Below are 13,385 nucleotides of genomic sequence, written 5' to 3' on the forward strand. Positions count from 1 at the left end.
GCCTCTTTCATATGGCAGTTGCCGCAGACCGTCGAGAGAGACTCAACCGATTCAAAGGGGATTTCCCATGCCCAAAGAAGAATGGGGCGTCAAGCGTGTGTGCCCAACCACAGGCAAGCGCTTTTATGACCTGAACAAAAACCCGATCGTCAGCCCCTACACGGGCGACGTGGTGGAAGTAGAAGCTGGCAAAAGCCGCATGATCGCGGCAGATGCCGAAGATGCGGCGACGCTCAAAGCCAAAAACCTTGAGACCACCGATGAGGTGCTTGAGGATGATGAAAACGTGGATCTGGAACTCGATGACGATGTTCTGGATGACGACGAAGAAGACGACAACGTTCCGTTGGAAGAGATCGCAGACGTGGCCTCCGAAGACGACGACAGCTGATCGTCGCACAAAGTTATCGGAGGCGGGATTTTTCACTTGAACCCGCCTCTGAATACGCCTAATCAGGCGCGCACAGGCTGAGAGGCCTGATTGATGGGGCCTTAGCTCAGCTGGGAGAGCGCTTCGCTGGCAGCGAAGAGGTCAGGAGTTCGATCCTCCTAGGCTCCACCAAATTACCCATCAAAACAATCTTCCGCTCGCCAGATATTAGACGTGGCTTTGCGTTTTACTTCAACGCCTTGCACCAAAGGCGCGGGGTAATTCTTCTTTGCTTGATGGCTTGGATATTCACCGTGCGCGGCGATCCCGAACCTCACACGATGCCGCTTATGAAAAACTGCCCTTGTCTGAGAATGCGCCAAAGTGATCTCATATGCAGCGCATCCCGAATCCACGATCAAAGGATAGTCCAATCAGCCGCCAGACGAACTTTTGCGCAACAATCGCGCGACAATCGGCGCGCCCAAAATGACAACAACAATGCGTGTCAAATGGTGGGCTATCACAAATCCCAAATCGGCCCCGACAATAATCGACAAGACCGTCATCTCTGCTTGCCCACCGGGTGCAAACGCCAAAAAAGCCTCCATCGGTGGGGCCAATCCCAAGAGCGTCACAGCTTCTGCAAACGCCGCCGCCAAAGCCGCCAGCACCACCATGAACGCCAATCCCGCGGCAACGATCTGGCGCAACTCTCGCAGCGTGACACCTACATAATGCACGCCAATACCGACCCCGATGAAAAACTGCGCGGTTAGGATCGCTTCGGCGGGCGGGCGCGAATGCAACAGACCCGCCATCGTCAGCGCAGCAGACACAATCATCGGCCCCAGAATCGATGCGCCAAACAAGCCGATTTTTTCACCGCCCTTCCAGCCAACCAAGGCCGCGACCACCATCAGAGCCATCTCGCCTATCGGTATCTCTGATGCGGGCTGACCGATCGGATTGCTCAGACTTGCGCCGTAAAGCCCCGTCAGAATAGCCGGTGCCAACGTCACGATCACCAGAACCCGCGTTGCATGGATCAAGGACAAGACACGCGCGCTGCCGCCGGCCTCTTGTCCGAACAAAATCATGTCCTGCAATCCGCCTGGCATCGCCGCATAATAAGACGTCACAGGGTCAAATTTTCCGACATGGCGGAAAAATGGCACTCCGATTGCAGCAATCAAGACCACATAGAGCGGAACCAACGCAATGGATCCCGCCATCTGCGGCAATGTCGCCACCACCTCCGGCGTCAACGACGTACCGACGGCCACGCCAAGGATAGTCCGCGCCGCCACTGACACCTGCCCAAATCCCGACAGCTTGCCGCCTGACAATGCCAACACAAGACAGGCGCTCATCGGCCCGAACAGAAACGGCAGGGGCAGTCCAAGCGCCCAAAAAAGGCCAGCGCCCGACGCGGCAGCGGCAAAGGTTTTCGCTCTCAGAAGTGTGGTGGTCATGGAAAGCGACTCATCTTTGCGCGGCTTGACGGTATTGCATCCACTTGTATACATTCGGACACAAAGAGGCAAGGCGACACGAAACATGCAAGACGACACACACTCATCCGACGGCCTACACGGAAACGCCACTTACTCCGCGCTCCTGTCCGAGATCCGCGATGGAAAGCTGTTGCCAGGTGATCGCCTGCGGGAGACCGAGCTTGCTGATCGCCTAGGCATCAGCCGCACGCCTGTACGTGAAGCCATCAGGCAATTGGAGGCCGACGGCCTTGTTAGCCATGTGCCACGTCAGGGCGCATCGGTGCGCAGCCTCAGCTATGCCGAAGTCATGGAACTTTACGAGATGCGTGCAGTGCTCGAAGGCGCCGCCGTGCGTTTTGCGGTGCGCTCCGCCTCGGATGTCGAAATCGCCGAATTGCGCGCACTCAACGAGGAACTTCTAGAGGCCGGACAAGGCACCCGCGCCTTTCACCTCAACCGTCATTTTCACGCCCAACTTCTGAACGCGGCCAAGAACCGGTTTCTGACAAAATCTGTGCAGGCCATGCAAAGGGCGATGATGATTTTGGGACCCACAACGCTTGCGGACTCCAGCCGATTTGAAAGCGCTGTGAAGGAACACACAGCAGTGCTAGATGCACTGCAAGCGCGCGACGCGGACGCTGCCGAAGCTGCCATGCGCCACCACATAGAGACCTCGCAACGCGCCCGGATCAAGGCGTTCCGCGCCACCGACGCCTTACCGACGTAATACCGACGCGATACAGCTTAGTCATTTGGCGCCGTGTTCTTCGGGCTTGATCAAGTCAACGCTCAGACCCCACCAAACCTGCAACCCGACATGCACTGAACACGGGGCGTCCACTTCCGTTCATGCGAACGCCCCGACTGAGTCCACGCAACCCCAACGCGAAGGACACCCTTCATCTCCTCCCCCTCGCATACGAAACCGTATGGCTCGCCTAATTCGTTTGGGTTGCAAGAAAAATTTCTCAACACTTCAACCTTTGAGAGTTTTTCAGTCCGTGATAACTTAACGGCACTCAATACCAATACATCTAAAAAAACAGGGATTAGTCATGAGAAAATATTTGCCAGCTGCGTTCGCGGCTGCCCTTTCAATTAGTGCGCCCGCCGCGCCAGTTCACGCCGGGAGCAACCCATCCCTTGGCGATGTGATGCTAATCGGCTTCAATTTTTGTCCACGCGGATGGGCCAATGCTGACGGGCAGCTTTTGCCAATCAACCAAAACCAATCACTGTATTCTCTCTTGGGAACACAATTCGGCGGTGACGGTCGCACAACATTTGGTTTGCCAGACCTTCGTGGACGGGCTCCGATTGCGGCCGGTCAGGGCACGGCCTTGCCTTATTATCAAGTCGGCGCAATGGGCGGGCAGGAATATACATCCATGACCGTCGCCAACATGCCAACGCACAACCACCAGATTGTCGGTGAGCCAACAACTCAGCTGATGGCGACAACAAGCCCAACAGCTTCAAACGCTCCGGGCGGCAATATGCTTGGTACATTTGGTGCCAACGAAAAGGCCTATGCCACGTCGCTTGGAACACCTCAGTTGATGCACAACCGCACGGTTGACCTGAACTCAAATGTGACTTTCGCAAACACCGGAAGCGGCAGAGCTCAGAACAACATGCAGCCGTTTGGCGTGCTGAAATACTGTATTGCAACCACTGGCGATTTCCCCTCGCGCAACTGATGCCCGTGGCGAATGATTTTTATTTCCAAACGCGCGCGACACAGGTCAGGCCTGTTCAGCCGCCGCGTGTTTTCGACCCAAGGATAAATCGATGAAGAAAATTATCACCCTTCTGTTTGCAGCAACCACAGCGGTCGCCGCAACAGCCCCCATAGCCCAAGCGGATGAGCCGTTCATTGGCGAAATTCGCTCGTTCGGCTTTAACTTTTGCCCCCGAGATTGGGCGCCGCTAAACGGCCAACTGCTCGCCATCAGCGGTAATGACGCGCTGTTTTCGCTGCTCGGTACGATCTATGGCGGTGACGGCCGCACAACTTTTGCCCTGCCGGAATTGCGCGGGCGTATTCCGGTTGGCAATGGCAGTGGACCGGGATTGACACCTCGCACCGAAGGCCTGCGTGCCGGGACTGAAACCGAGCTTGTTCAAGTGTCCAACATGCCATCGCACACCCACCAGCCCGCAGGCACCGTCAGTGCGCAATTGGTTGCCAGCAGCGAAGCGCCCACAACCAACGATCCCAATGGAAACTACCTGCCGACCAGTGCCGGAAACTTCTACGCTTCGACGCCCGGCACCATTCAGGACATGGCAACCGGCAGTGTGAGCGTGGACATTTCGGCGGAGCACGTCGCCAACACAGGTGGCAGCCAACCCGTTATCAACATCGCACCGACGCTGGTGACAAACTACTGTATCGCCCTTTTTGGCATTTATCCGTCGCGGTCTTGAGACAAACGGCCTTTCAGAAATTCAGGATGATAACATGAAAAAAATTACAAAAACTCTGGCCGTGGCGCTGTGCACGTTTGGTGCGGGCACAACGCAATCGGTTGCGGACACCGACCCCTTTATCGGAACCATCATGCAAGTTGGCGAAAACTTCTGCCCGCGGGGCTGGGCGTCAGCCAACGGTGCGATCCTCGCGATCTCGCAGCATACCGCGTTGTTTTCGCTGCTCGGCACGACTTACGGTGGCGACGGACGGACAACCTTTGCTCTGCCGGACCTTCGCGGGCGCTATAACATGCATGTCGGCACCGGCCCGGGCCTGTCGCCGAACCGCCAGGGCGAAGTCATTGGCCTGACTGACACCACGTATACGATCACCAATCTTCCTTCGCACTCCCATGCTGTAGGTGGAACGATGACAGCGTCAGTGGCGGCCAGCTCCAATGCGCCGAATACGGCGAGCCCGGCCAATAGCTACAAACCAACCTTCCCGGCTGGCGCCGCAATCTATGCGACCACAACCACGCCAAACGTCACGATGGGGGCCGGATCGGTCAACTTCACGCACAACGTGACGCTGGGCAACAATGGCAACCAGCAACCGCTGACCAATATGCAGCCTTACACCGCGATCAACACTTGCATCGCGCTTGAAGGCACCTACCCCTCGCGCCCATAGACAATCTGGGCCGCCGGACGCTGTCTGGCGGCCCAACCACCAATCGGACCATCAGAATGCGCCCCAAATCCATCGCGATCATTCAGCCTTATTTCTTTCCCTACATGGGCTACTTCTCCTTGTTTGACAGGGCAGACGAGGTTGTATTTCTTGACTGCGTGCAATTCCCGCGCCGCGGACGGGTCCACCGTTGCGAAACGCCATCAGTTGAAGGAGCCGGCTGGCTGACGCTACCCGTCGCCAAGGCCGAAAGATCCATTAAAATCAGATCACTGCAGTTTGCTGACAACGCGAACCAAGAATGGTCAAAACGCCTTGCGCGTCAGCCATGGCATGACACCATAGCCCACAGCACAGCGATGAACTTGGTCGACCTTCTCTGTATTTCAACCACCTCTGTCACTGATTACCTGTGTCGCCAAATCGACCGGATCTGCGACTATCTCGGTGTGCAACGCGCTCACGTGCGCAGCTCGCAACTCGACATCGATCCAACGCTGCGCGCGCAGGACCGCATTATCGCAATCGCCAAAAGCCGTGGGGCATCACACTATATCAACCCACCTGGTGGGCACGCGCTCTATTACCAGGACCGGTTTTCTCAGAACGGAATGAACCTGAGTTTCCTTCCGCCTTATGATGGCCCGTTTCGGTTTTTGTTGCCCGCGCTGGCCACATCCGACCGGACCGCCTTGCGAAATGACCTGGCACGACAACGCACGCGGCCTTTGGTGTCGCCAAAACGATGACACGCTCCGCAGACACCATCCACACCACCCTTTCTGATCCGAAAGTGCCAGTCTCCAAGCCCCGTTTGCCCACGGCGCAGGCGATCATGCCTTATCTGGAGTGTCTGGATCAAAGCCGGATTTACTCAAACCTGGGTCCGGTCAGCCAACAACTTCAAAAGCGGCTCGGAATGCTGCTTGGTGTGACTGAGGGCGGACTGTCGCTCACGTCGTCCGGCTCTACCGCACTGATCGGGGCCATTTTGGCCCGGGCGGGTCGCGCCGGCACCCGAAAACCTTTGGCGATATGTCCATCTTACACCTTTGTCGCCACGGTTTCCGCGATCCAATGTTGCGGCTACACGCCCTATCTTGTGGACGTCGCCCGCGACAGCTGGACGCCCGATCCAGAGGCACTGCACACCCATCCCCGTCTCGATGAAGTCGGTCTGGTGGTTATCACCGCGCCCTTTGGCCGTGTGCCCGACCTGGGGGCTTGGGCCAACTTCAGTCGCGACACCGGCGTGCCCGTGGTGATGGACGCCGCCGCAAGCTTTGACGTCTTGCTGCGCAGCGCCCAAGACTACCCGCCCGACATCCCAATCGCACTGAGTTTTCATGCAACCAAGGCATTTGGCTGCGGCGAAGGCGGTGGCGTTTTGACTTCAGACCCAGAGCTTCTGGAACGCGCTGTTCGCGCAACAAACAACGGTTTTTATGGCACACGGCAAGTCACCGGCGACAATATCAACGGCAAGATGAGCGAATACCACGCCTGTGTTGCTATGGCCGCGTTGGACGATTGGGCCGCCAAACTCTGGCAATTTCAGCAGGTGGCCAGCGCCTATCACCGCGCGGCCAAAACAAACGCAGTGACGCCGTTCCTCTGGATCGGCGGGGATGTTTCTTATGCCTATTCTCTGTTTGAGTCGGCGACGCCTGCGCAAGCCTTCGACCTTCGCCACCGCCTTGCAAACAAAGGGATAGACAGCCGGTTCTGGTACGGGTTTGGTCTGCATGCCGAGCCAGGTTTCGGCCCCTTTGAGGCTGACCCTTTACCGGTCACCCACGACCTGTCGCGGCGCTTGCTGGGCATTCCGTATTATTGCGACATGCCCAAAGGCGCGACGCAGGACATCTGCGCGACGATAGCAAAGGCCACGGCTGTTAGCTCAACAACAATTTCCCGAAACGTTGCGCAGCTTTAGGCACCACATGAGTGGCACTCTCGCGGGCAAATGAACCCGCCTCCAGATCACTCAATACCGATGCACCAGCTCCAATCAGACACCCTTCGCCAACCGTGACGTTGTCGGCCACGCCACTTTTGCCGGCAAAGAAGCAGGACGGGCCAATCCGACAACTGCCGGCAATCGCCACATGGGTGCTCACGAAACAATGGTCCCCGACATGCGTGTGATGCCCGATGTGGTTTCCGCTCCAGATCATCACGTTGTTGCCGATCTTGGCAAAAGGCTGAATTGTATTGGCTTCGAGGATCAAACAGTTCTCACCTATCTGATCGGTATAAACGTGACTGGCAGGGTGAATGAACGTCAGAAAATCATACCCGCGCGCCTTGCCTTCCTCATACCGCTCCCGCCGCAACTGGTTCATGCCGCGATAACTCAGCGGTCCAAAAACCACCCCCTGATCCGGCGCAAAATGGGTCTCCAGCGTTTCCCAGTCGAAAACCGGTTTCCCCATGAATTGGGTCTTTCCGTCCCGGAATGCGGCGTCCACGGTGTAGCCGACGATCTCATGATCTGACTCCCGTTCAAGATATACCGTCAGGGTCTCTGAAACCTGACCGATGCCAAACAAAACCACCCGAGCCATTACACGTCCGCCATGTGATTTTTCGCGACACCTTCCTTGGCCTCAACACGCGCGGGTCCGATTATGTTCATCCCACGTTCAGTATTGTCGCGGGCATACAAATGCGTCTGGCGATAGTGGTGCCAATGCAACGCACACAGATACAGAAACACAGGAAAAGACATAGCCTTTACGGCCCGTTGCTTGCGATACTCCCGCATGTACATCTGAATTCCGCGCCACAACATGCCTTCACGCGCCATCGCGCGCGCCAACCGAAAACCGATGATCCCCGAAGACACCAGCGCGCCGATGACACTGCCCCCCGTATCTGCGCGGGCAGCCATCGCCGCGCGTTTCTCTCGGAAGCCTTCCGAGCTTGTCACGTTGCGAACAACCCGCCCAAGGAACGCCTCAGCAGAATAGAGTTCCCGAAGCGCATCAGCGCAGCCATCAACCAACTCTTCGCGGGACATCTGTTTGGGGACAAAATTGCAGGCGTCATTGTCATCCGTCAGACGTCCCTCGGCACCAAGCCGATCATACAACGGAGTTTTGGGCAGGGCGACCAAAAGCCCGACAGACACCTGCGCGATGCTGGCGGCTTCGATGAACTGGACCTGCTCCTGAAAAATGCGCGTGTCATCATTATCGAACCCGACGATGAAACCTGCTGAGGTCACAAGACCCGCGTCGCGAATGTGATCGAGCTTGGACAACATCGACTCACCGCGAATGTTTTGCAGCTTTTTGGTTTCCTTGAGCGACTCCGCACGCGGGCTTTCGATGCCAATGAAAACCTCGCGAAAATTGGCCTGAACCATAAGATCCATCAACTCCGGATCATCCGCCAGATTCAACGTCGCCTCTGTCGCTAAAGACAGCGGGTAGCCGTTCTCCTCCTGCCATTTAATGACCGCTGGAAGCATCTTTTTGACCGCGACCTTGTTGCCGATGAAATTGTCGTCCACCACCACACACACGCTGAACCCAGCCTGCCGCACGCCTTCAAGTTCGGCAACGACCTGCTCCGGTGTCTTCACCCTGGGACGCCTGCCAAAGATCACAATGATGTCGCAAAACTCGCAGGTAAACGGGCAGCCGCGGGAATACTGAATGGACGCTGACACATAATGCTTGGTTTTCAGCAACTCAAAACGGGATGGCGGAAGTGTCGACATATCCGTCGGCTCTTTTTGCTCGTAGCGGGCCTCAACGGGAGCCCCCTGCGCCAATGCTTCGATAAAATCCGGCCAGGTCTGATCAGCTTCCCCGACAAAAACTACGTCGCACAAGCCGGCGAAAAACTTCTCGTTGATGGCGGCATATGGCCCGCCGACAACCACAGTTGCGGGCAGGTCCCGCACGTGTTCCAAAATCTCAACCATGCGCGCGCGTTGCACGATCTGGCCGGTCACACCAATCACGTCAAACCGGCGCAAAGCCTCAAAGTCGATTGCCTCCACCGACTCGTCAATCAACACAACTTCGTGGGTCGCAGGCAAAAGGCCTGCCAAAAGGGTCAGCACGCCCGGCATTGTCCAAGCCCGCTTGTCACCGGGCAACAGGGGCAAAGCGTATTCCCGCCCCCAATAAGAAGGCTCAAATTTCGGTGCAATCAGACAGATAGACAGTCTTTTCAATGGGATACCACCTGTATACATTTCACGATAAACGGGTAATTGCACTTGTAAACACACTGTAACGTAGTCAATGTCTTATCAGAGGATTAGAAATCGGCATAGCTTTCTCAGCGCTTTGATTGGCGCGTTTCCGGTCCAGAGCTTTCGGCACGCATTGCCAATTGGGGAGATATTTGCATGCAGTCGTGCTGGCTTAGAAAGGGACAGTTTTTGTCTGTGCCGGACACCCACCCCTGGTGGCGATCACATGCGCAAATTCCAACGGTTTTACCAATCCACGACCGGTTATGGCGGCTGTATGTGGCCGGTCGAGACGCCAACAACCGTGGCGCCAGCGTCCGCATCGACCTTGACCCGTCAAACGATATGAAAGTTCTATCAATTGCGCCGCAACCGTGCCTGCGGGTCGGGCCGGCAGGTGCATTTGATCAGGATGCGTCCGGCGTCACGTGCGCCGCGCCAGATGGCGACAAGGTGGTTTTTGGAACCTCCGGCCTGAGGCAGCTCACGGCGACGCCATACGAGCTTGGCATTGGCCTCGCTCACAGTTTGGACGATGGGGAAACGATCGAAAAGTCCGGTCAGGCCCCCGTGCTTGCAGCCGGGTCAACCAACCCTGCGGGCTGTGGTATTCCGCAAGTTATTCGTATGGGATCGCAATGGCACATGTGGTTTTCCAGCCTGCGAGAATGGACGTTTCCGTCCGACACCGACCCTGAGTTGCGATATGATATCCGGCACGCGGTTTCCGACGATCTCGCACGCTGGCGCGAGGACACTACACCCGCCATAGCCCTCGCCGGACCACACGAAGGCGGGCACATGCGCCCTTGGGTTCAACAGACGTCTGACGGGTTTGAAATGTGGTACTGCACGCGCGGCCGGTATGACGCATCCGACCCAAGCCTGCGCGCCTACAAAATAGGCTATGCCACCTCGACGGATGGACGGGCTTGGACACGGCGCGATACCGCACATGCATACGCCAATCCACCGCAGCAGGGGGATTGGGACCACGACATGCAATGTTACCCTTCCATCATCCGCCACAACGGAACCAGCTATATGTTTTACTGCGGGAATGAATACGGACGACACGGCGTCGGCTATGCTGTGCGCCAAGAGGGGGACTGCTGATTGGCCCAAGTCGACCCGATCACCGTCATCATCCAATGCCGCAACCGCCCCCTGTACCTGTGGGCGTGCCTGGACAGCTTGTATCGCCACACTCACCACCCGGCACGCTTCATTTTGACCGACAATGCCTCCGATGATCCGATGGTGCGCGAGGTTGTGCGCGGCTTTGAACGCCGATCGATGTTTCACAAAGTTGAGTGGCATTCTGAGAACGACCCAACCCGTTTGTTGCAGGCTGTACGAACCTATTCTGATGGTCTCGGTGACAAAATCGTGGTTTTTGACAGCGACGTCGTGGTCTTTGACAGCGACCCCTGCTGGCTGACCCGGATGAGCACTTTGATGGACGAAAATCCTAAGCTAGGTCTGCTTGGGTCATATGTCGACAAGCGCGATTTCATTCCATACGACGACATAGCGCCGTTGCTGCACGACAAAACTCGCGCCGAGGCCAACGCGCTGACCAAGGCCACAAGTCCTGAGCGTGACTTGCCAGCCATTCAGCCTGATGAGCCGCTTATTGATCCGTTCAACCCGGCGGGACGCCTTGTGATGGCGCGCAAAAGCATCCTGCACAAATTGGTGTTCTCGCGGGACGGCCAAGTATATCGCCACGCCCGCAAAGCCGGTGTCCAATGCGCTATCGCGACCACAGTACTGCATCGGCATCTGTCGTTGCTAAATGCCTATGACTATAGCGACTACAGCATGGAAGCCCGCAACGCGCATTTCGAAAAAGTCAGTGAGCCAACGCCCGTGGTCGAACCGCCGGATGACCAGGATTAATGAAATGCAGTAAGACGCCAGCGGGTTTGTCGTGCACTATAGCGCGGGCGCAGTTGTGGCCGTGCAACGACCGATTGGTCCTCCCCGAACTGAAGCGGTCCGCCCCTATTAGTTAGGAAACGGAGGATCAGGTATGATCGAGAGCTGGGCGGTTCTGCCACCTGAGGGCATCTATGCCAGTGTGGCACTCGCAGAACGCGAAGTTGAGGCATTGATGGGTGTAGTAAAATAACCGCTCGGGATCCGGTTGAACCCTCAACCATGTGCAGAGTTCACCTCAGCATCAAACCTATGACATCCCAATGACGTTTGAGGGCATCATTCTGGCCAAACGCACCGCAAGCCAGCGGATTTTGCCGTTTCGGTATTTTGTTGCTGGCCCACAGAATGGTCGGATGAAGGTGCTATAACCTGACGACGGTCACTGTTTCACGACGATGAAAACAGATTTTATGTACCCCATGGGCAGAGTTCTTCGACCTGTCGACGCCCAATTTTATTCAGTGTTTCTATGTTATCCAAATAAATCTTCTCGGGATCGGAAACGTGCGCAAGGACTTTGGTCATCTGATCTTGCCGCAGAAGATGTATGGTTGGGTAGGGTGAGCGATTGGTAAAGTGGCTAAGATCGTCTGCGGCCACTCCCTCAAATTGATATTGAGGGTGAAAAGATGCCAATTGCACATGCTCTGTCAGGTCTGCTTGCTCCAATAACTGCTGAAACCAGTCGAGTAGGGCGAGGTATTCATCGAACTCTTCCAGACCTTTAGTAAACATGAGCAAGCTGGTGGCAATGTCATGTTCGTTGGCTCCAAGCAGGCGCTGCAATTCACCCAAAAAGAACTGCTTTAGTAATGCATCGGTGGTGGCATCACATACAGCATAGTAGACTTGATCTCGGGTTATGACGCTGGAGGAAAATGGGCATAAGTTTAATCCTACGACCATTTGTTCAAGCCACAGACGGGTGTTTTTAACCACATCTTGATGAGCTATTGATAGCGTCTTGGGGTCAAACTTGGTGATACGATCAATCCTTCCTTGTTTGACGAGCTTAAAGCATATTTTTGCCCATACTCTGGTTTGTTTGCAAAAACCAAAACCATCGACTTAGCGCTGTTGCAACCGTCTGTTTACCGCCAATGGCCTGAAGCACACAGGCTACACAACACACCTTCGATTATTGTGCTTAGACGGACGTCGTGAGCAGTATTTCCCGAAGTAATAACCTTCGACCACTCAAATACTATCGCAATCGGCGTCGATATTAAGCTCTTGCTGCAAACACCATTCACACACTATCGGCGGTGCCTTGTTCTGGGAGAAACTCGTCAACAACGACGTAAGCTGTGATGACGATTAACGCTGCCAGACCAACTTGCATTACGCGCACAATGCTTTTGACGTCGGCTTCGTCTGAAAATGGCGCAATTGTTCCACCGTAGACAATTATCGCCGTGGTCAGCGCGGACCCTGCGGCGGGCGCGAGTTTGTGGTCGGACTTCATCAAGGTGCCCAGAAGCAAACAGGTTAGGACACTCAACAAAATGGGCGTCATTACTGAGGGTGCGATGACCGTGATTTCATACAAAACGATCGAAAATCCCGCCCCTAAGAGGTTCGCAGTTAACATGGCTTTAGCGACCGTTGTTCCGGCGGCTGGCATGGCGGCAAGCTGCTGAGCAAGGATCGCGACAAAGAATAGTACGAGCAATGCGGACGAGCCCGAGACAAAGAAGGCCAAAGCAAAGGGGATGGTCACAAGACACATACGCAGCAAGCGACGACGCTTGTCGAACGCCTTGGGCGCAGTTTGGGGTGTGGCCTGTGCAGGGTCTGGCGGGGCTGCTGGAAAGATTGCAAAGCACAAGGAGGTCACAAGGCCGGCAATCAATAGATTTGCCGGAATCCAAACTACGAGCAGCATTGCCAAATCGCCGGATTGCAAAACCATGTTAGGGACCATCATAGCCGCCATCAACGCGATGATACCCTGCAGGACCCCAGCCCCCAACACTGAGTAGGCAAAAGCGACCATGATGGCCAAAGCCACTCCGCAGAGAAACACAAACGGGTATGGCGCAAGCATAGAAAACAACAGCCATGACCCCAGCAGGGCCAGGATCGCGAACTTGAACAGATTTATGCTGGCCCTGATCGGCATCGCCGCAGGTGCCTGCAGGAAAAGCGCTGAGAACACAGCACCAATCGACCACATTGGCCACCCTAGAAGCAGCCCAAGCGAAAACACCCCTGCGGTTCCGCACGTCAGACGTAGAATTGCTGGCCTGG

15 protein-coding genes and 1 tRNA gene are annotated in these 13,385 nt (G+C 55.9%); 11 read left to right on the forward strand and 5 right to left on the reverse strand.

Annotated elements, in window-relative coordinates; genetic code table 11:
- Positions 1–67: 67 nt before the first annotated feature.
- Both PG871_RS18490 and PG871_RS18495 read left to right on the forward strand, forming a co-directional pair.
- The gene (locus PG871_RS18490) at positions 68–391 is read left to right on the forward strand and encodes a TIGR02300 family protein (protein ID WP_270732134.1); all 324 of its coding nucleotides are present in this window, start codon (positions 68–70) and stop codon (positions 389–391) included.
- A gap of 95 nt (positions 392–486) precedes the next feature.
- A tRNA-Ala gene (locus PG871_RS18495) sits at positions 487–562 on the forward strand.
- 242 nt (positions 563–804) lie between these two features.
- Here PG871_RS18495 and PG871_RS18500 read toward each other — a convergent pair.
- On the reverse strand, positions 805–1,845 hold the full coding sequence (locus PG871_RS18500) for an AbrB family transcriptional regulator (protein ID WP_270732136.1): 1,041 nt from the start codon (positions 1,843–1,845) through the stop codon (positions 805–807).
- 85 nt (positions 1,846–1,930) lie between these two features.
- Between PG871_RS18500 and PG871_RS18505 the strand changes: the two genes are divergently transcribed.
- From PG871_RS18505 to PG871_RS18530, 6 genes are all read left to right on the forward strand, one after another.
- Complete coding sequence (locus PG871_RS18505) at positions 1,931–2,599, forward strand: GntR family transcriptional regulator (protein WP_270732138.1); 669 nt, start codon at positions 1,931–1,933, stop codon at positions 2,597–2,599.
- Between the two features lie 427 nt (positions 2,600–3,026).
- Entirely contained in the window at positions 3,027–3,572 is a 546-nt protein-coding gene (locus tag PG871_RS18510) for a phage tail protein (RefSeq protein WP_270732744.1), read from the forward strand.
- Positions 3,573–3,663: 91 nt separating this feature from the next.
- Entirely contained in the window at positions 3,664–4,302 is a 639-nt protein-coding gene (locus PG871_RS18515; protein ID WP_270732140.1) for a phage tail protein, read from the forward strand.
- 34 nt (positions 4,303–4,336) lie between these two features.
- Positions 4,337–4,981: a phage tail protein gene (locus tag PG871_RS18520; RefSeq protein WP_270732141.1), complete on the forward strand. Its 645-nt coding sequence runs from the start codon at positions 4,337–4,339 to the stop codon at positions 4,979–4,981.
- A 56-nt stretch (positions 4,982–5,037) separates the two neighbouring features.
- Positions 5,038–5,730 (forward strand): WbqC family protein, encoded by a 693-nt coding sequence (locus tag PG871_RS18525; protein ID WP_270732144.1) that lies wholly within the window; start codon positions 5,038–5,040, stop codon positions 5,728–5,730.
- Positions 5,727–6,917 (forward strand): DegT/DnrJ/EryC1/StrS family aminotransferase, encoded by a 1,191-nt coding sequence (locus PG871_RS18530; protein WP_270732147.1) that lies wholly within the window; start codon positions 5,727–5,729, stop codon positions 6,915–6,917. The genes PG871_RS18525 and PG871_RS18530 overlap by 4 nt, the downstream gene beginning before the upstream one ends.
- Here the strand turns inward: PG871_RS18530 and PG871_RS18535 are convergent.
- The gene (locus tag PG871_RS18535) at positions 6,877–7,548 is read right to left on the reverse strand and encodes an acetyltransferase (RefSeq protein WP_270732149.1); all 672 of its coding nucleotides are present in this window, start codon (positions 7,546–7,548) and stop codon (positions 6,877–6,879) included. The two genes, PG871_RS18530 and PG871_RS18535, sit on opposite strands and share 41 nt — an antisense overlap.
- Positions 7,548–9,170: a radical SAM protein gene (locus PG871_RS18540; RefSeq protein WP_270732151.1), complete on the reverse strand. Its 1,623-nt coding sequence runs from the start codon at positions 9,168–9,170 to the stop codon at positions 7,548–7,550. The genes PG871_RS18535 and PG871_RS18540 overlap by 1 nt, the downstream gene beginning before the upstream one ends.
- 177 nt (positions 9,171–9,347) lie before the next feature.
- Between PG871_RS18540 and PG871_RS18545 the strand changes: the two genes are divergently transcribed.
- The 3 genes from PG871_RS18545 to PG871_RS18555 all read left to right on the forward strand — a co-directional run bounded on the left by PG871_RS18545 (position 9,348) and on the right by PG871_RS18555 (position 11,503).
- Positions 9,348–10,307 (forward strand): hypothetical protein, encoded by a 960-nt coding sequence (locus PG871_RS18545; RefSeq protein WP_270732154.1) that lies wholly within the window; start codon positions 9,348–9,350, stop codon positions 10,305–10,307.
- Positions 10,308–11,093, forward strand: a complete 786-nt coding sequence (locus PG871_RS18550; protein WP_270732158.1) for a glycosyltransferase family 2 protein — start codon at positions 10,308–10,310, stop codon at positions 11,091–11,093.
- A gap of 263 nt (positions 11,094–11,356) precedes the next feature.
- On the forward strand, positions 11,357–11,503 hold the full coding sequence (locus PG871_RS18555; RefSeq protein ID WP_270732160.1) for a hypothetical protein: 147 nt from the start codon (positions 11,357–11,359) through the stop codon (positions 11,501–11,503).
- A gap of 40 nt (positions 11,504–11,543) precedes the next feature.
- On the opposite strand, the gene PG871_RS18560 is transcribed toward PG871_RS18555, so the two are convergent.
- Both PG871_RS18560 and PG871_RS18565 read right to left on the reverse strand, forming a co-directional pair.
- Entirely contained in the window at positions 11,544–12,074 is a 531-nt protein-coding gene (locus tag PG871_RS18560; RefSeq protein ID WP_270732162.1) for a DUF1415 domain-containing protein, read from the reverse strand.
- A gap of 310 nt (positions 12,075–12,384) precedes the next feature.
- Positions 12,385–13,311: a hypothetical protein gene (locus tag PG871_RS18565; protein ID WP_443020513.1), complete on the reverse strand. Its 927-nt coding sequence runs from the start codon at positions 13,309–13,311 to the stop codon at positions 12,385–12,387.
- Positions 13,312–13,385 lie beyond the last annotated feature (74 nt).

The sequence above is a fragment of the Shimia sp. Alg240-R146 genome (assembly GCF_947331465.1).
Lineage (GTDB): Bacteria > Pseudomonadota > Alphaproteobacteria > Rhodobacterales > Rhodobacteraceae > Shimia.